This window comes from Streptomyces sp. adm13(2018) (assembly GCF_008042145.1).
In the GTDB taxonomy this organism is placed as follows: domain Bacteria; phylum Actinomycetota; class Actinomycetes; order Streptomycetales; family Streptomycetaceae; genus Streptomyces.
Genome location: NZ_RDBH01000113.1, coordinates 189,250 through 207,312 on the forward strand (window position 1 = coordinate 189,250; position 18,063 = coordinate 207,312).

General features: G+C 72.7%; 17 protein-coding genes. 3 read left to right on the top strand and 14 right to left on the bottom strand.

All coding sequences use genetic code 11. The features are described 5' to 3' along the window. Positions 1-32: 32 nt before the first annotated feature. The 4 genes from EAO70_RS10835 to EAO70_RS10850 form a co-directional block, all read right to left on the bottom strand. Complete coding sequence (locus EAO70_RS10835; protein ID WP_148002781.1) at positions 33-653, bottom strand: L-threonylcarbamoyladenylate synthase; 621 nt, start codon at positions 651-653, stop codon at positions 33-35. Positions 654-662: 9 nt separating this feature from the next. Continuing rightward, entirely contained in the window at positions 663-2,090 is a 1,428-nt protein-coding gene (locus tag EAO70_RS10840; protein ID WP_148003006.1) for a phytoene desaturase family protein, read from the bottom strand. 72 nt (positions 2,091-2,162) lie between these two features. After that, positions 2,163-2,999, bottom strand: coding sequence for an inositol monophosphatase family protein (locus EAO70_RS10845; RefSeq protein ID WP_148002782.1), 837 nt, complete (start codon positions 2,997-2,999; stop codon positions 2,163-2,165). A gap of 85 nt (positions 3,000-3,084) precedes the next feature. After that, positions 3,085-4,401 (bottom strand): PQQ-binding-like beta-propeller repeat protein, encoded by a 1,317-nt coding sequence (locus EAO70_RS10850; protein ID WP_261992797.1) that lies wholly within the window; start codon positions 4,399-4,401, stop codon positions 3,085-3,087. A gap of 559 nt (positions 4,402-4,960) precedes the next feature. Between EAO70_RS10850 and EAO70_RS10855 the strand changes: the two genes are divergently transcribed. Then, positions 4,961-6,025: a lipoyl protein ligase domain-containing protein gene (locus EAO70_RS10855; protein ID WP_148002784.1), complete on the top strand. Its 1,065-nt coding sequence runs from the start codon at positions 4,961-4,963 to the stop codon at positions 6,023-6,025. A 300-nt stretch (positions 6,026-6,325) separates the two neighbouring features. Beyond that, positions 6,326-7,138: a serine protease gene (locus EAO70_RS10860; RefSeq protein ID WP_261992798.1), complete on the top strand. Its 813-nt coding sequence runs from the start codon at positions 6,326-6,328 to the stop codon at positions 7,136-7,138. Here the strand turns inward: EAO70_RS10860 and EAO70_RS10865 are convergent. From EAO70_RS10865 to EAO70_RS10905, 9 genes are all read right to left on the bottom strand, one after another. Beyond that, positions 7,092-8,624 (bottom strand): NCS1 family nucleobase:cation symporter-1, encoded by a 1,533-nt coding sequence (locus EAO70_RS10865; RefSeq protein ID WP_148003007.1) that lies wholly within the window; start codon positions 8,622-8,624, stop codon positions 7,092-7,094. The genes EAO70_RS10860 and EAO70_RS10865 overlap by 47 nt on opposite strands. After that, positions 8,621-9,634, bottom strand: a complete 1,014-nt coding sequence (locus EAO70_RS10870) for a TIGR03842 family LLM class F420-dependent oxidoreductase (protein ID WP_148002785.1) — start codon at positions 9,632-9,634, stop codon at positions 8,621-8,623. Before EAO70_RS10870 ends, EAO70_RS10865 begins: the two co-directional genes overlap by 4 nt. 10 nt (positions 9,635-9,644) lie before the next feature. Beyond that, the gene (hydA, locus tag EAO70_RS10875) at positions 9,645-11,048 is read right to left on the bottom strand and encodes a dihydropyrimidinase (protein WP_148002786.1); all 1,404 of its coding nucleotides are present in this window, start codon (positions 11,046-11,048) and stop codon (positions 9,645-9,647) included. A 55-nt stretch (positions 11,049-11,103) separates the two neighbouring features. Beyond that, complete coding sequence (locus EAO70_RS10880) at positions 11,104-12,384, bottom strand: aspartate aminotransferase family protein (RefSeq protein ID WP_148002787.1); 1,281 nt, start codon at positions 12,382-12,384, stop codon at positions 11,104-11,106. Then, positions 12,381-13,223 carry a nitrilase-related carbon-nitrogen hydrolase gene (locus EAO70_RS10885; protein WP_148002788.1) on the bottom strand — a complete coding sequence of 281 codons (843 nt, stop codon included), beginning with the start codon at positions 13,221-13,223 and terminating at the stop codon, positions 12,381-12,383. Before EAO70_RS10885 ends, EAO70_RS10880 begins: the two co-directional genes overlap by 4 nt. 128 nt (positions 13,224-13,351) lie before the next feature. After that, positions 13,352-14,062: a hypothetical protein gene (locus tag EAO70_RS10890; protein WP_187283838.1), complete on the bottom strand. Its 711-nt coding sequence runs from the start codon at positions 14,060-14,062 to the stop codon at positions 13,352-13,354. Between the two features lie 115 nt (positions 14,063-14,177). Further along, complete coding sequence (locus tag EAO70_RS10895) at positions 14,178-14,561, bottom strand: PPOX class F420-dependent oxidoreductase (protein WP_148002789.1); 384 nt, start codon at positions 14,559-14,561, stop codon at positions 14,178-14,180. Positions 14,562-14,596: 35 nt separating this feature from the next. Further along, a complete protein-coding gene (locus EAO70_RS10900) occupies positions 14,597-15,160 on the bottom strand; it encodes a DUF664 domain-containing protein (protein ID WP_148002790.1) in 564 nt (187 codons plus the stop codon). A gap of 83 nt (positions 15,161-15,243) precedes the next feature. Continuing rightward, positions 15,244-15,495 carry a helix-turn-helix domain-containing protein gene (locus tag EAO70_RS10905; protein WP_055601124.1) on the bottom strand — a complete coding sequence of 84 codons (252 nt, stop codon included), beginning with the start codon at positions 15,493-15,495 and terminating at the stop codon, positions 15,244-15,246. Between the two features lie 32 nt (positions 15,496-15,527). Here EAO70_RS10905 and map point away from each other — a divergent pair, with 32 nt between their 5' ends. Beyond that, positions 15,528-16,295, top strand: a complete 768-nt coding sequence (map, locus tag EAO70_RS10910) for a type I methionyl aminopeptidase (RefSeq protein ID WP_148002791.1) — start codon at positions 15,528-15,530, stop codon at positions 16,293-16,295. Between the two features lie 27 nt (positions 16,296-16,322). Here the strand turns inward: map and ggt are convergent, their stop codons facing one another. Next, positions 16,323-17,987 carry a gamma-glutamyltransferase gene (gene ggt, locus EAO70_RS10915; protein ID WP_148002792.1) on the bottom strand — a complete coding sequence of 555 codons (1,665 nt, stop codon included), beginning with the start codon at positions 17,985-17,987 and terminating at the stop codon, positions 16,323-16,325. Positions 17,988-18,063 lie beyond the last annotated feature (76 nt).

Here is an 18,063-nt window from a genome sequence, read left to right on the forward strand (position 1 = left end):
ACCCCCGGGTGCGGCGGCGGCCCCCTCGGTTCCTACTCGAAGCGCGCGGTGTCGCCCGCCCCGCGGCGCAGGATCTCGGGCTCCCCGCCGGAGAAGTCGATGACGGTGGTGGGCTCGGTGCCGCAGTCGCCGGAGTCCAGGACCGCGTCGACCAGGTGGTCGAGCCGCTCCTTGATCTCCCAGCCCTGGGTCAGCGGCTCCGCCTCGTCGGGGAGCAGCAGGGTGCTGGAGAGCAGCGGCTCGCCGAGTTCGGCGAGGAGGGCCTGGGTGACGACGTGGTCGGGGATGCGGACGCCGACCGTCTTCTTCTTGGGGTGCAGCAGGGCGCGGGGGACCTCCTTCGTCGCGGGCATGATGAAGGTGTAGGGGCCGGGGGTGGCCGCCTTGACCGCGCGGAACACGTCGTTGTCGATGTGCACGAGCTGGCCCAGCTGGGCGAAGTTCTGGCACATGAGCGTGAAGTGGTGCCGGTCGTCGAGGTCGCGGATGGTCCGGATGCGGCTGATGCCGTCCCGGCTTCCGAGTCGGGTGCCCAGCGCGTAGCAGGAGTCGGTCGGGTACGCGACGAGCGCGCCGTTCCGGATGCTGTCGGCCACCGTGCCGATGGTGCGCGGCTGGGGGTTGTCGGGGTGCACGTCGAAGTACTTGGCCATGCGGGCAGTCTAATTTTCCCGGGCGGAGGTGCGCAGCAGGCGCCAAACCGCCTTCGCCGCGTTGTGCCCGGACATGCCGTGGACGCCGGGGCCGGGCGGGGTGGCGGAGGAGCAGAGGAAGACCGCCGGGTGCGGGGTGGCGTAGGGGCGGAGCGAGAGCGTGGGGCGGAGCAGGAGCTGGAGTCCGCGGGCGGCGCCGCAGGCGATGTCGCCGCCGATGTAGTTGGCGTTGCGCTCGGCGAGTTGGGGCGGTCCGGCGGTGGCGCGGGCCAGGACGAGGTCGCGGAAGCCGGGGGCGAAGCGCTCGATCTGCCGCTCGATCGCGTCGGTGAGGTCGCCCTGCCAGCCGTGGGGCACATGGCCGTAGGCCCAGAAGACCTGCTTGCCCTCGGGGGCGCGGCCGGGGTCGACGACGCCGGGCTGGGCGGTGATGAGGAAGGGGGTGTCGGGCGGGCTGCCGCCGGAGGCCTGGCGCAGGGCGGTGTCGATCTCGCCCGCGGTGGGGCCGATCTGGACGGTTCCGGCGCGTCGGGCCGCTTCGGCGGTCCACGGGACGGGCCCGTCGAGGGCGTAGTCGATCTTGAAGGCGGCGGCGCCGTACCGGTAGTGGTCGAAGAGGTTGCCGAAGCCGGCGATCCGGGCGAGGGCGGTGGGCGAGGTGTCGAAGACGTAGGCGCGGGCCGGCGGGAGGTCGTCGAGCCGCTTGACCTCGTAGTCGGTGTGCACGGCGCCCCCGAGGTCCCGGAGGTACGCGGTGAGGGCGTCGGAGAGGGACTGCGAGCCGCCCCGGGGCACGGGCCAGCCGCCGGCATGGGCGGCGAGCGCGAAGACCAGGCCGACGGCGCCGGTGGCGAAGCCGCCGAGCGGGGCGATGACATGGGCGACGAGGCCGGCGAACAGCGCCTTCGCCTTCTCGTCCTGGAAGCGGCGCATCAGCCAGGTGGCCGGCGGCAGTCCCGTCACACCGAAGCGGGCCAGTGTGACCGGGTCGCGGGGCAGCGCGGTGAGCGGCAGCTGCATGAAGTCCCGTGCGAGGGTGTCCCACTTGCCGACGTAGGGGGCGACGAGCCTGCGGTACGCGCCCGCGTCGCGCGGTCCGAGGGAGGCCGCGGTCTCGGCGACCGAGCGGGCGAGCACGGCGGCGGTGCCGTCCTCCCACGGGTGGGCCATGGGCAGTTCGGGGTGGAGCCAGTCGAGTCCGTACCGGTCGAGGGGCATCGTCTTGAAGACCGGGGAGCCGGCCCCGAGGGGGTGGACCGCGGAGCAGGGGTCGTGGCGGAAGCCGGGGAGGGTGAGCTCCTCCGTCCTCGCTCCCCCGCCGACGGTGGACTTCGCCTCGAAGACGGCCACGGAGAAGCCGCGGCGGGCCAACTCGACGGCGGCGGTGAGTCCGTTGGGCCCCGCCCCCACGACGACGGCATCGAGCATCGACGTCATCTTCGGCACCTTCGGACTCCTTCGTCAGCCGATGGCCAGGGCTCCCAGGATAGGACGGTGGTCCCGCGGGCCTCACGTCCCCCCGAGGAGGCTCCGGATCCGGTCGGCGGTCGCCGCGTCGCGGGCCGCGGTGAACGGCAGCGCGTTCCCGCCGGTGATCCGGAAGGGTTCGCCGGCGAGGGTCGTGTGCGCCCCGCCCGCCTCGGTCACGAGGAGGAGTCCGGCCGCGTGGTCCCAGGCGTACTCCCACCCGAAGGCGGTGGCGGCCAGCGTCCCGCGTGCGACAGCCAGGTACTCCAGTCCGGCGGAGCCGCACGGCCGGGGGGCGACGCCGTCGGTGACCAGGCCGAGGAGGGCGCGCTTCTGCTCCGGGGTGGTGTAGTCCGGGTGCGAGGTGGCGACCTCGAGGATCTCGCCGGGGCGCGGCGAACCGGAGTGCAGCGGCTGCCCGTTGAGCGTGGCGCCGCGGCCGCGCACGGCCACGGCGAACTCGTCGAGGGCGGGGGCGTACGTCCAGGAGGCGAGCACCTCGCCGTGCCGGGCGAGGGCGACGAGGGTGCAGAACGCGGGGTCGCCGTGGACGAACTGGCGGGTGCCGTCGACGGGGTCGACGATCCAGACGGGGGCGTCGCCGCGGAGGGCGTCGTAGACGGCGGGGTCGGCGTGGACCGCCTCCTCGCCGACCACCACCGAGCCGGGGAGCAGGGCGGTCAGGGACTCCGTGAGGTGGGCCTCGGCGGCCCGGTCGGCGACGGTGACCAGGTCGTGCGGGCCGTTCTTCTCGACGATGTCGTCGGCGGCGAGCTGCCGGAAGCGCGGCATGATCTCGGCGGCGGCGGCCTTGCGGACCGCCTCCTCCACCTCGGTCGTACGGCCGGCCAGGACGAGGTCAAGGAACTCTTCACTCATGGCTCCAGCTAAGCACGGGGCGCTGACAACCGGATCGTACGATTCGTCACCCTGCGTTTCCCCGGGGAGTACCCTTTGGCCGATTTCATCCCTTACTCGGGGGCGAGCACTCCAGGATCCGGCCGTCGACGGTCCCGATGAGCAGGTGCCCCTGCGGTGCGACGGCGAGGGACAGCGCGGTGGTCGGTGCTCCCCCGACCTCGAGCCGGGTGTTCCATCGCACCGAGCCGTCGGCGGCGTCCAGTGCTGTCAGGGCGCCCGAGTTGTCGGCCACGTAGACCGTGTCCCCGTCGGTGTCGAGGGCGGTGGCGGGATGATCGGCGCGGTGCTGCCATTGCACTGCCCCGTTCAGGGATCGGCGCACGGTGTAGGCCCCGCCGGGTTGGAGCCCGTGGCCGTGGTGGACCGTGCCGGCATGGACCAGGGACTGTCCGATCTCGACCGCGGGACCGCCGAAGTGGTGCTCCGACGGTACCCAGGAGTGCGGGAAGAGCGGCCGCGACGTCCCGTCGGCCCCCAGGGCGGTGACCCATTTCCCCCGGTGCGGCTCGTCCGGGTCGGTGCCGACCAGGACGTACGGGCGGCTCGCGCGGCGGACCGGGAAGGAATGGTTGAACAGGTCGAAGTGACCGATCTCCGGACCTTCCACCGGACCGTCCAGGTCGAGCATCACCAGCCGTTCCGGACGCTTGCGGTGGCCGTCCGACGGTCTCAGGATCACCCTCTGGCCGCCTGCGACGAGAACCGTGGACACACCCGGGCTCAGGGTCTCCAGCACCTGCCCCGTGTCGACGGCGATCCGGGCGACCCGGGGTGCGGAGGTCTCCCAGCGCCCACCCCTGCGGCGGCTGCGGCGCTCGGCGTTGGTCCAGACGGAGGTGCCGTCGGAGGCCGGAACCAGCTGCCGGCCGCCCTCCTCGTCCTCGACCGCCCATTGCCGCTCTCCCGACGGCAGCCACGACTCCACCAGGATTCCGTCCAGAGCGGCCAGCACCCGGCCGTCCTCCGTACCTTCGACAGCCCACACCCGCCGCCGCACGGACCACCGCCGGCCGGCCGAGACCGCGAGCTCCGCGAGGGTGCGGCGGGCCTCCGCCCTGTGGTCCGGCCGGACGACCGGCTCCGCGGGGGCGGCCAGCTCCTCGTCACCGATCGCCCCCCGCCCGACGGCACCCCAGTCCGGACGAGCGACGACGACCGTATGCCCCTGCTCGTGCGCCTGAGGGTTCTCCCAGTCGTCACACGGCGCCAGAACCAGGCGAAGAGCCGTCTCGCCGCGCCATTCCACGCCGAGCACCTCGCGCGGGTACGGCAACGCGGACACGACGTCGCCGGAGTCCAGCCGGACCAGCAGCAGTTCACCGTTGAAGGAATAGCCGCCGTCGTAACTCCCGGTACCCACGGCCAACAGAGGGAGAACGGGGTGAAGGGCGAGCGACCGAACGGGATACCGGGACCGGACCAACTGCCGACACCGCAGCCCGTCCTGCTCATAGACACCGATCCGATGCCCCGTCCACCGGGAGTCCGCGGTCCCGCTGCCACTCCACTGGACATGCCCGAGGTCCCCACCGACGACGACCGTCCGCGAACGCTCGTCGACGACGACGAGAGCAGGCTCCCCGATCTCGGCGAACGGCCCGTCGCCGAACACGCGTCGGACTGTCGGCACGAGGGTCATACGGGGTTCCTCCCAGGGCGACACATGAACGACCGCCGCCGCAGGCACGGCACGGCAGCAGCCCATGATCCCGCGGGGCGACGGGGCACACCATGGGATGACGACCGGGCGAAGCTGCGCACGCTCCTGAAACGGTGCGGGGCGTGGGGTCGGGAGCGAGTGCGGCTGTGCCGCGTGGACCGGCCTGGAGCGCGATGCACAATATGCACATCTCTGTCCGATTCTCTTGGGCGGCTAGGACCAAGGTCCCCGCACCTCCCCACTGGAAGGGAACGAAGCGGTGCACGGTGAGTACAAGGCGCCCGGTGGCAAGCTCGTCGTTGTCGATCTGGACGTCGAGGGCGGGGTACTCCGCGACGTGCGGGTGGCCGGGGACTTCTTCCTGGAGCCCGACGAGGCCATCCTCGCGATCAACAGCGCCCTGGAAGGCGCTCCTTCCTCCGCCGACGCCACGGAGCTGGCGGCCCGGATCACCGCGGCCCTGCCCGAGTCGACCGTGATGTTCGGGCTGACCGCGGAGGGGATCGGCATCGCCGTCCGGCGGGCCCTCGCCCACGCGACCGAGTGGAGCGACTACGACTGGCAACTGGTGCACACCGGGCCTCAGGCTCCCGCCCTGCACATGGCGTTGGACGAGGTGCTGACCACCGAGGTCGCCGCCGGGCGGCGGGCCCCCACCCTGCGGGTCTGGGAGTGGGCCTCGCCCGCCGTCGTGATCGGCAGCTTCCAGTCGCTGCGGAACGAGGTGGACCCCGACGGGGCGGCGAAGCACGGCATGACCGTGGTACGTCGCATCTCCGGCGGCGGCGCCATGTTCGTGGAACCCATGAGCACGATCACCTACTCCCTGTCCGTGCCCGAGTCCCTGGTGTCGGGCCTCTCCTTCGCCGACAGCTACGCCTACCTCGACGACTGGGTCCTGGGCGCCCTCGGCGACATGGGGATCAAGGCCTGGTACCAGCCGCTCAACGACATCGCCACGGACGCGGGCAAGATCGCGGGCGCCGCGCAGAAGCGGGTGGTCGGCCCGGACGGCCGGCCCGGGGCCGTCCTGCACCACGTGACCATGTCGTACGACATCGACGCCGACAAGATGCTGGAGGTGCTGCGCATCGGCAGGGAGAAGATGTCCGACAAGGGCACCAGGAGCGCCAAGAAGCGCGTCGACCCGCTGCGTCGGCAGACCGGCCTTGCCCGCGAGCAGGTGATCGAGAACATGATCACCTCCTTCCGTGACCGCTACGGGCTGACCACCGGGGAGGTCACCGAGGAGGAGCTGGTCCGGGCGGAGGAACTGGTGCGGACGAAGTTCGCCACCGAGGAGTGGACCGCGCGGGTGCCGTAGCCGACGTGGCCGGGTGCCGTAGCCGATGCGGGCGAGCCGGCGACGCAGCGGGCGTGGCCGGGCGGCGTCCCGTCACCGGTCCTGACCCGGGCGTCGCCGACGGCCGTAGCCGGCGGGCCCTGGGGCCGTGGCCGGCGCGCCCGCGCGGCGTGACGTCACCGGTCCGGACCCCGCCTCGGGTGACCCCGTCCCGCTCTCGTCGTTGAGCCCGTGCGGGCCGGATCGCTGTGCGGCGGACGTGCGGAAACGTCTCCTCACTCCCCCGGTCCGGGAACGCGTCGTCGACGGTACGGAGATCAGGTGGCACGGGCGAAGAGGTTGCTGGCTGCGGTGGCGGGTGCGCTGCTCTCGGTGGGGCCCCTCGGGGTCGCCCCGCCCGCGGGGGCGGTGGTCGGCGGGCAGGAGGCGCGGCCCCATCAGTACCCGTTCATGGCKGGGCTGGTGGACGTCCTGGAGCGGCGCGTGATGTGCGGCGGGGCGCTGATCGGCGACCGGTACGTCCTCACCGCCGCCCACTGTCTGACGGGTTCGTACAGCGATCCCGCGCGGGTGGGGGTGCTGCTGGGCGACCACGACCTGGCGTCCGGCTCGGACAGCCCCCACGCCGTCGTGGCCCGGCCCGCCCGCTTCGTCCCGCACCCGGAATACGATCCGGGCACCCAGCGGAACGACATCGCCCTGGTCGAGCTCGATCGGCCGCTCGCCCTCAACCGCGACGTCCGCCCGGTCGAGCTGCCCGGGCCGGCCGCGCCCGGCAGCACCGACGGCGCGCGGGTCGAGGCGCCGGGCTGGGGCACCACCTCGTTCGGCGGCCGGACCTCCGACGTGCTGCGGACCGTCGACCTCACGGCGCTGAGCAACGCGGTCTGCGCGAGCCGGGGCATGGCCCAGGTCGCGCCCACCCAGCTCTGCACGTACGCGCCGGGGCGGGACACCTGCCAGTACGACTCCGGCGGCCCCCTGGTCCGGGTGCTCCGGGGGCGGCCGTACGTCGTCGGCCTGGTGTCCTACGGCCGGGAGTGCGCCACCGACACGCCCGCCGTGAACACCCGGGTGCGGTCCTACCTCAGCTGGATCGAGCGGGTGACCGGCCGGCCGGCCGGCGCCTCATGAGGGCGGTGTAGAGGAGCAGGGAGGCGGCGAGGCCGACGGCCCAGCCGTAGTCGGCCAGCGGTTTCAGGAAGGGGATCAGGCCGTCCTCGGGGAAGGGCCCGGCGCCCGGGGCCGAGTGGGAGCCGCCGACGGCCAGGACGCCGCCGACCGTGAAGGCGAGCACCGCCGCCGGGTTCCAGCCGCCCCGGTACCAGTAGGGCCCATCGGCCCGGTAGAGGCCGGCGAGGTCGAGGACGGTGCGGCGGACGAGCCAGTAGTCGGCGATCAGGATGCCCGCGACCGTACCGAGGAGACCGCCGACCAGGCCGAGCCAGGTGAAGATGTACAGCTCGGGGGTGGCGGTGAGCTTCCACGGCATGATGACCACGCCGACGACGCCGGTGATCAGCGCGCCCCTGCGGAAGTCGATGTGCTTCGGGGCGAGGTTGGCGAGGTCGTACGCCGGGGAGACGACGTTCGCCGCGATGTTCACGGAGAGCGTCGCCACCAGCACGGTCACCAGGGCGAAGAGCAGGCCGAAGACGTTGTCGGTCTTGGCCGCGAGGGCGACCGGGTCCCAGACGGGCGCCCCGTACACGGCCTGCGAGCCCGAGGTGACGAGCACCGAGAGCAGCGCGAACAGGGTCATGGTGGTGGGCAGTCCGAGGGACTGGCCGAGGACCTGGGAGCGCTGGCCCGCGCCGAAGCGGGTGAAGTCGGGGATGTTGAGGCTGAGGGTCGCCCAGAAGGCGATCATGCCCATGAGGGCGGGGAAGAAGACGGGCCAGAAGTCGGCGCCCCAGCCCAGCTCGGACGGTTGGTCGAGCAGCGGTCCGAGGCCGCCGGCCTGGTACGCGACCCAGCCGAGGAGGACCAGCGCTCCGACGATGACGAACGGCGCCGCCCAGTTCTCGAAGCGGCGCAGCGCCTCCATCCCCCGGTAGATGATGGCGAGTTCGAGGGCCCAGAAGAGGACGAAGCAGAGCCAGAGGGTCCACGGCTGGCCGCCGATCCGCGACGCGTCCGCCCAGCCCCCGCCGAAGGCCTTGTCGAGCAGGACGAAGATGCCCTGGCCGCCGATCCAGGTCTGGATGCCGAACCAGGCGCAGGCGACCGCGGCGCGGACGAGGGCGGGCAGGTTTGCCCCGCGCAGGCCGAAGGAGGCGCGGGCGAGGACGGGGAAGGGGATGCCGTACTTGGGTCCGGCGTGCCCGGTGAGCAGCATCGGCAGCAGGACGACGACGTTGGCGAGGGCGATGGTGAGCACCGCCTGCTTCCAGTCCATGCCGAGGGCGACGAGACCGGAGGCGAGCAGCCAGGACGGGATGTTGTGGGCCATGCCGACCCAGAGCGCGGCGAAGTTGTAGGTGGTCCAGCGACGTTGGGCGACCGGGACGGGCAGCAGGTCGTCGTTGACGAAGCGGGGGTCGACGGGTGCGGCGCCGGGGGCGAGTTCGACCGGGTTCGGGCGCGGGGAACAGGCCCGGAGGTCGGGCGCCGCGGTCAGCGGAGGGCGGGGATGATCTCGGCGCCGTACGCGTCGATCGTCGTCTCCTTCGCGTCGTGCATGTCGTAGACGGCGAACTGGTCGACGCCCAGCTCCTTGAGGTGGCGCAGCTTCTCGACGTGGGTGGCGGCCGGGCCGAGGAGGCAGAAGCGGTCGACGATCTCGTCGGGGACGAAGGCGGTGTCGGGGTTCCCGGCGCGGCCGTGGTGGGAGTAGTCGTAGCCGTGCCGGTCCTTGATGTACGCCGTCAGCTCCTCCGGCACCATCGAGGAGTGCTCGCCGTACTTGTCGACGAGGTCGGCGACGTGGTTGCCGACCATGCCGCCGAACCAGCGGCACTGGTCGCGGGCGTGGGCCAGGGCCTCGGGCGAGTCGTCGGCCGTGACGTACGCGGGGGCGGCGACGCAGATCGTCAGGGCGTCGGGGTCGCGGCCGGCGTCCGTGGCGGCCTGGCGGACCGCCTTGACCATCCACTCGGTCAGGAAGGGGTCGGCGAGCTGGAGGATGAAGCCGTCGGCCTTCTGCCCGGCGAGCGCGAGGGCCTTGGGCCCGTACGCCGCCATCCAGACGGGCAGCTTCCCGTCCTTGATCCACGGGATGCGGACGGGGTTGCCGTCCACCAGGGCCTCGCGGCCCTCGGCGAGGTCGCGGATGACGTCGATGGCCTCGCCCAGCCGGGCCAGGGTGTTCGGCCGGCGCCCCGCGACGCGCATGGCCGAGTCGCCGCGGCCGATGCCGCAGACGGTCCGGTTGCCGAACATGTCGTTGAGCGTGGCGAAGGTGGAGGCGGTCACCTCCCACGTACGGGTCCCCGGGTTGGTGACCATCGGGCCCACGTGGAGCCGGGTGGTGTGTTCGAGGATCTGGCTGTAGATGACGAAGGGTTCCTGCCACAGGACGGCGGAGTCGAAGGTCCAGCCGTAGCGGAAGCCGTTGCGCTCCGCCCGGCGCATCAGCCCGACGACCTGCGACGCCGGCGGGTCGGTCTGTAGGACGAGTCCAAAATCCAACGTCGCTCTCCTAGTTCAGGTACTGGCAGGTGGAACGGGGCACGAAGGTGCCGTGGCCGGCGTGGCCGACGTACTTGCGGTGGTCGATCACGACCTCGCCCCGCGAGAGGACGGTCTCGACCTGGCCGGTGACCGTCCTCCCCTCGTACGCCGAGTAGTCGACGTTCATGTGGTGGGTCTCCGCGGAGAGGGTCTGCACCGTGTGCGGGTCGTAGATGACGACGTCGGCGTCGGCGCCGGGGGCGATGGTCCCCTTCTGCGGGTACAGGCCGAACATCCGGGCGGGGGTGGCGCAGGCGATCTCGATCCAGCGGCGCCGCGAGATGTGCCCGTCGACGACGGCCTGGTGCAGCAGGTCCATGCGGTTCTCGACGCCCGGCAGGCCGTTGGGGATCTTCGAGAAGTCGCCGCGGCCGAGGTCCTTCTGCCCGACGAAGCAGAACGGGCAGTGGTCGGTGGAGACCACCTGGAGGTCGTTCGTGCGCAGGCCGCGCCAGAGCGCCGCCTGGTGCTCCTTCGGCCGGAGCGGGGTGCTGCAGACGTACTTCGCGCCCTCGAAGCCGGGCTCCGCGAGGTTGTCGGTGGAGAGGAACAGGTACTGGGGGCAGGTCTCGCCGAAGACGGGCAGGCCCTTGTCCCGGGCGGTGGCGATCTCGGCGACCGCCTCCTCGGCCGAAACGTGCACCACGTACAGCGGTGCTCCCGCGACCCGGGCGAGCTGGATCGCGCGGTGGGTGGCCTCCGCCTCCAGGAGGGTCTTGCGGACCTCCCCGTGGTAGCGGGGGTCGGTCTCGCCGCGTGCGAGGGCCTGCTCGACGAGGACGTCGATGGCGATGCCGTTCTCCGCGTGCATCATGATCAGCCCGCCGTTGTCGGCGGAGCGCTGCATGGCGCGCAGGATCTTGCCGTCGTCGCTGTAGAAGACGCCGGGGTAGGCCATGAAGAGCTTGAAGGAGGTGATGCCCTCCTGGACGAGCCGGTCCATCTCCTTGAGCGTGTGCGCGTTGACGTCGGAGAGGATCATGTGGAACGCGTAGTCGATCGCGCAGTTCCCGTCGGCCTTGGCGTACCAGGTGTCGAGTCCCTCGCGCAGGCTGTGGCCGACGCTCTGGACGGCGAAGTCGACGATGGTGGTGGTGCCGCCCCAGGCGGCGGCGCGGGTGCCGGTCTCGAAGGAGTCGGAGGCGGCGGTGCCGCCGAAGGGCAGCTCCATGTGGGTGTGGGCGTCGACGCCACCGGGCAGCACGTAGCGGTCGGTGGCGTCGATCGTCCGGTCGGCGGTCCAGGCGCCCGCTGCGTCGGAGCCGTGGGCCGCGAGGGCGACCACGCGGCCGTCCTCGATCAGCACGTCGGCGTGGAGTTCGTCGGCGGCGGTGACGACGAGGCCGCCCCGGATGACGGTTCGGATGCTCACGGGACTCTCCCTGCTCGATGCGGCGGGCCGATCTCGGTACGGAGGGACGGGGTGGCTACAGCTCGCGCAGTGCCGCTTCGAGCAGGGCCGCGCCCTCCTCGGCCTCGGCGACCGTGAGCGAGAGCGGCGGGGCGATGCGGAGGGTGCTGGTGTTGTGGCCGCCGCCCTTGCCGATGAGCAGGCCGTGCTCGCGGGCGGCCTCCAGGACCGTGGCGGCCGCGTCCGGGTTCGCCCGGTCGGAGCCCGGCTCGGTGAGCTCGATGCCGATCATGAGTCCGCGGCCGCGGACCTCCCGTACCGCGTCGACTCCGGCGCAGGCCGCCCTGATCCGCTCGATGAGCAGCCCGCCGACCCGGCGCGCGTTGCCCTGGAGGTCGTGCTCCAGGAGGTACGAGAGGTTGGCGAGGCCGGCGGCCATCGTGACGGGTGAACCGCCGAAGGTGGAGATCGAGTTGGCGTCGACGCAGTTCATGACGTCGGCGCGGGCGACGACCCCGCCGATGGACATGCCGTTGCCGATGCCCTTGGCGAAGGTGAGGATGTCGGGCGGACCGGCCTGGTCGTGCGCCTGCCAGCCCCAGAAGTGCTCGCCGGTGCGGCCCCAGCCGGTCTGCACCTCGTCGGAGATCCACAGGATGCCGTGCCGGTCGAGGACCCGGCGGAAGGCGGCGTAGAGGCCGTCCGGCGGGGCGGTGAAGCCGCCGACGCCCTGGACGGGTTCGGCGATGAGGGCGGCGACGTCCCGGGTGTGGCCGAGGAGGTCCTCCAGGTCGGCGACGCAGGCCTCGATGAACCGCTCGTCGGTGAGGTCGGCGTACGGGCCGCGGCTGCGGACGGCGCCGTGGACGTAGAGCGTCTGCAGCGGCGAGAGGCTGGTGGGCGACCAGGCGCGGTTGCCGGTGATCCCGACGGTGGAGAAGGAGCGGCCGTGGTAGCTGTTCCGCATGGCGAGGATCTGGTTCGACCGGCGGTACGCGGTCGCGAGGAGCAGCGCCGTGTCGTTGGCCTCGGTGCCGGATGTGGTGAAGAAGACGCGGGCGTCCGGGATGCCGGAGAGCCCCGCGATCCGCTCGGCGAGTTCCACCATCGGCCGGTTGAGGTAGAGCGTCGAGGAGTGGATGATCCGGCCGGCCTGCTCGGCGACGGCCTTGGTGACCTCGGGCAGGGCGTGGGCGGTCATGGTGGTGAGGATGCCGCCGAAGAAGTCGAGGTAGCGGCGTCCGTCGGCGTCCCAGACGTGGCGTCCCTCGCCGTGGGTGATCTCGAGGGGGTCCTTGTAGTAGAGGGCGACCCAGTCGGGGATGACGGCCTTGTGCCGGTCGAAGAGGCTGCTCACGGCTGCACCAGCCCGTCGTACGCGTCGGGGCGCCGGTCGCGGTAGAACGCCCACTGCTGGCGCACCTCCTCGATCAGCCCGAAGTCGAGGTCGCGGACCAGGAGTTCCTCGGTCTTGTCGGAGGCGACGTCGCCGACGAACCGGCCGCGCGGGTCGACGAAGTAGCTGGTGCCGTAGAAGTCGTTGTCGCCGTACTCCTCGACGCCGACGCGGTTGATCGCGGCGACGAAGTACTCGTTGGCGACGGCCGCGGCGGGCTGCTCCAGCTGCCAGAGGTAGGAGGAGAGTCCGCGGTGGGTGGCCGAGGGGTTGTAGACCAGCTGGGCGCCGTTCAGGCCGAGTTGGCGCCAGCCCTCCGGGAAGTGCCGGTCGTAGCAGATGTAGACGCCGACGCGTCCCACGGCCGTGTCGAAGACCGGCCAGCCGGCGTTGCCCGGTCGGAAGTAGTACTTCTCCCAGAAGCCCTTGACCTGCGGGATGTGGTGCTTGCGGTACTTGCCGAGGTAGCTGCCGTCGGCGTCGATCACGGCGGCGGTGTTGTAGTAGAAGCCCTCGCCCTCGCGCTCGAAGACGGGCACCACGATCACCATCCCGGTCTCCCGGGCGAGGTCCCGCATCCGGCTGACGGTGGGGCCGTCGGGGACGGGTTCGGCCCACCGGTAGTGCTCCGGCTCCTGGACCTGGCAGAAGTAGGGGGCGTTGAACACCTCCTGGAAGCCGATCACCTTGGCACCCTGCCGGGCGGCCTCCCGGGCGTACTCCTCGTGTTTGGCGATCATGGATTCGGTGTCGCCGGTCCAGGTCGCCTGGACGAGTGCGGCGCGTACGACGTCGGTCATGATCTGCTCCTTCGGCACGGCGTCAGAGAGCCTCTACGCACGTAGACGCGATGCGTAGGAGGAGAACCTAAGCCCCGTCACACCCCGGAGCAAGACCGCCGCCGGGAAGCGGCGGGGTCGATCATGTTTCATACCCGAGTGGTCCACGTCGGACACGTACCGACACGTGCCGGGACGTCCGGGCCCGTCCGGGCATGACGGAGACGTACGGTCCCGGGCGGGCGCGCGGGACCGTACGGGCCACCAGCCCGCCCGCCGCGACCCCCGGGAGGCACGGAAGACCTCCCGGGGGTCGCGGCGGGCGGGCTGGTGGCCGGTGCGGGAGGTGCCGCAGGCGGGTCGCCGCCGAGTCGGGCGAGGCGGGTCGTGAGGTCCGTGACCCGGGCCGTCGCCCTCGCGTGGTCGTCGCGTGTCCAGGCGAGGTCGTGCTCCAGGCGGGCCGTGTCGTCCGGTCCGGGCGCCGGGGTCGCGCCGAGCCGGTCGGACAGGGCGCGGACCCGGGATGCGGCGTACCGGCGCTCCCGTTCCATGAGCTCCCGGCGTTCGGCGAGGGCCTCGGCCCCGCCCGGGCGCCGGTCGTGCGCGCCGGTGGCCGCCGCGTACAGCGCCCTGCCCCGGAGGGCGAGCGGCCCCCCGCCGGGTTCGCCGGCGTCCTGGAGCAGGGACTCGACGATGTCCCAGGGCAGGATCTCCGTCCCGTCGAAGCAGGCGCGCAGTCCGTCCGGGTCGCGCTCGGCGAAGACTCCGTACCAGCCGCCGCCCGACGGCACCCGGCGTACGAGTTCCGTCAACCAGTGCCTGAACGTGGCCACCTGCACCGGGAGTTGATACACCGTCATGCGCTACGCACCTGCCCCGCCGTCGACTGGAACCTTCCGGTCCGCGGGTATTGGACCGCAGTCGTGTTACGGGACGACTACGGTCCGTTTTCCTTCGCGTGCTCCGCGTTCCCGTTCACCCGAAACGGACGACGATTCCGGTGTGCGGGCGCTTGCCGCGCCGGGCGATCATGGCGGGGACGTCGGTCAGCCAGTACTGCCAGGTGTACTTGCGCGAGAGCAGGCCGCGGATCCGGCGCAGCTCCTCCCCCGTCACCAGCCGGCCCTCGCCGGTGAAGCGCGCGGCGCCCTCGGCGATGTTGCCGCGCAGGTCGCAGAGGGCGACCTCGACCCGGGGGTCGTTCGCCAGCCGCTTGACCTTCCAGGAGTCCGTGCGGGTCCAGACGTACAGCTCGTCGCCCTCCACGGCGTACCAGACGGGTGTCGCGACCCCCGTGCCGTTCCTGCGGTAGGTGGTCAGGCTGACGTAGCGGCCGCGCCGCAGCTCTTCGGGCATCATGCCCGGGAGCCTATGCCGGGGCGGGCCGGGGCGCCCTACTGCCCCACCCGGCCGTCGACGCACTCGCGCAGCAGGTCGGCGTGGCCGCAGTGGCGGGCGTACTCGTCGATGCGGTGGACCATCAGCTCGCGGACGGCGATCCGCTCGCGCCCCACCCGCACTCCCAGGTCCTGGTACTCGGCCAGTTCGGCGTCGAGCGCCGCCTGCTCGCGCTCCAGGTCGGCGAACGCCGTGTCGACCACGGTCTGTTCGGCGACGGCTCCGTGGAAGTCCGCGTCCTTCGGTCCGTACAGCCTCGGCAGCGGCTCGCCCTCGCCGATCCAGTTGCGCCAGTCCCGCTCGACCTCGACGAGGTGCCGGACCAGGCCGAGCAGCGACATGGTGGACGGCGGTACGGAGCGGCGGGCGAGCTGTCCGGCGTCCAGCCCCTCGCACTTCATCCGGAGGGTGAGCCGGAAGTCGCGGAGGCCGTCCTGAAGGGTGGCGAGCTCGCCCTCCGAGGCGGTGCCCCCGTTGTTGTTGCGGGGGTCGTCGTCCGGGTCCGCCCACATGTCGGGGTACACGGTCGCGGTGGTCCATCGTGCGGGCTGCTCACTCATGGACCGCATGATCGTCCGCGCCGGCCCCGGGCGCCAGCGATTTCCCTCGGACCCGACCGCCCGCGTGCCCGCGGCTCCGGCCGTCAGACGGGTGCGAGCGCGCAGCGGACGACGAGTTCGTCCATGGAGAGCCCGAGGACCCGGGCGAGGGCCGCGACGGTGAAGAACGCCGGGGTCGGGGCCCGGCCGGTCTCGATCTTGCGCAGGGTCTCGGCGGACAGGCCGGCGGCCGCGGCGATCTCGACCATGGACCGCTCGCCGCGCGCCTCGCGCAGGAACAGGCCGAGCCGCTCGCCGCGCTCGCGCTCTTCGGGGGTCAGGGGTGTGCGCACCATGAGGCCATACTAATACCGGTATAGTAATTGGCATGGTGGAGATCAAGACGAACGAGAACCTGGCCGCGATGCGTGAGGCGGGGCGGGTGGTGGCCCGCGCCCTGACGGCCGTACGGGAGACGGCGGCGCCCGGCGTGCCGCTGACCGAGCTCGACCGGGCCGCGCGGGAGGTCCTCGCCGACGCGGGGGCCGGCTCGCCGTTCCTCGGCTACCGGCCCGACTGGGCGCCGGTGCCCTTCCCCGCGGTCGTGTGCGTCTCGGTGAACGACGCGATCGTCCACGGCATCCCGGACGACACCCGGCTCGCGCCGGGCGACCTCGTCTCCGCGGACTGCGGGGCGCTGCTGGGCGGCTGGGCGGGCGACTCCGCGATCAGCTTCACCGTCGGCCCGGCCCGGCCGGAGGACACCCGGCTGATCGGCGCGGCGGAGGAGGCCCTGGAGGCCGGCATCGCGGCCGCCGTCGTCGGCAACCGCGTCGGCGACATCGCGCACGCGATCGGCCGGGTGTGCCGGGCCGCCGGGTACGGCGTCCCGGACGGCTTCGGCGGCCACGGCATCGGGCGGGCCATGCACGAGGACCCGGGCGTCCCCAACGAGGGCCGTCCGGGCCGGGGCATGAAGCTGCGTCACGGCATGGTGCTGGCCATCGAGCCGATGCTCATCGGGGGCGGCACCGACGACCACTACACGGCGCGCGACGGCTGGACCATCCGTACGCTGGACGGTTCGCGCGCCTCGCACGCCGAGCACACGGTGGCGATCACCGACGAGGGCCCGCGGGTGCTGACGGCCCTCTAGCGGAGGAAGCAGCCCGCTCCCCCGGGGCTACCTCCCTGCGGGCCGGACCACCATCGCCGATCCGCCGCCGCGGCGGACCGTCTCGGCGGCGGCCACCCACCGGCCGTCCGGCAGGCGCTGGACCCCCGTCGCCGCGCCGATCTCCGGGTTCTGCCGGAAGCCGTGCCCGATCGCCTCCAGTTCGGCCCTGACCGGGCTGTTCCAGAGACCGGGTTCGAGTTCGGTGGTGGTCTGGTTGCGCTGGCTGGCCCGCGGCGCGGCGATGGCGTCGACGAGCGGCAGGCCCCGGTCCACGACCCCGGTGAGGGTCTGGAGGACCGTCGTGATGATGGTCGCACCGCCCGGCGAGCCGAGCGCGAGGACCGGCCGGTCGTGCCGGTCGAGGACGATCGTCGGCGAGATCGAGGAGCGCGGGCGCTTGCCCGGTCCGGGCAGGTTCGGGTCGTGGACGGCCGGGTTCGCCGGGGCGAAGGAGAAGTCGGTCAGCTCGTTGTTGAGCAGGAAGCCACGGCCGGGCACGGTGATCCCGCTGCCGCCGGTGGACTCGATGGTCAGGGTGTACGCGACGACGTTGCCCCACTTGTCGGCCACCGTGAGGTGCGTCGTGTTCTCCCCCTCGTACGTGGTCGGGGCCGCCGTGCCGCCGCTCGCGCACGGCACCGGGCTGTTCGGGTCGCCGGGCGCGAGCGGACTCGTCAGGACCGCGTCGTCGCGGACCAGGCAGGCGCGCGAGTCGGCGAACCGCTGGGAGAGCAGCCCGCGCGTCGGAACGGACTCGAAGGCGGGGTCGCCGACCCAGCGGCCCCGGTCCGCGAAGGCGATGCGGCTCGACTCGATGAAGCGGTGCAGGTAGCGGGCCTGCGAGGCGCGCCGGAGGTCGGTGCCCTCCAGGATGTTGAGCGCCTCGCCGACGCTCGTGCCGCCGGAGGAGGAGGGGGCCATGCCGTAGACGTCGAGTCCCCGGTACTCGATCCGCGTGGGCCGGCGGGACTCCGTCCGGTAGCCGGCGAGGTCGCGTTCGGTCAGGTCGCCGGACCGGACCTTGCGGGTGGCGCCCTCCCGGACCGGGGGTGTCCGGACGGTGTGCACGATGTCCCGGGCGAGCGGCCCCCGGTAGAGCGCGCCGACGCCCTCCCGGCCGAGCTTCTCGTACGTACGGGCCAGGTCGGGGTTCTTGAAGACCGAGCCGACGACGGGCAGTTCGCCGCCCGGCAGGAAGAGCGCGGAGCTGGCGGGGAAGTCGCGGAACCGGGCCTCGTTCCCCGCGGTCTGGGCGCGGAAGGTGGCGTCGACGGTGAACCCCTCGCGGGCCAGCCGTTCGGCGGGGGCGAGCAGGGTCCCGAGCCGCTTGCTGCCCCACGCGTCGAGGGCGGTCCGCCAGGTCGCCGGGGTGCCGGGGGTGCCGACGCCCCGGCCGCTGGTCATCCCCTCCTCGAAGGGGATCGGCACGCCGTTCTCCACGAAGAGGTTCGCGTCGGCGGACCTCGGGGCGGTCTCGCGGCCGTCGACGGTGTGCACCGTACGGCTCTTCGCGTCGTAGTAGACGAAGTAGCCGCCCCCGCCGATGCCGGCCGAGTAGGGCTCGGTGACCCCGAGGGCGGCGGCGACGGCGACGGCGGCGTCCACCGCGTTGCCCCCCTTGCGGAGGATCTCCACGCCGGCCGCCGAGGCGTCGGCGTCGACACTGGCCACGGCGCCGCCGTGGCCGACGGCGACGGGCTGCTTGACCGGGGGCGGCGGGGCCGCCCCCGGTCAAGCAGCCCGTCGC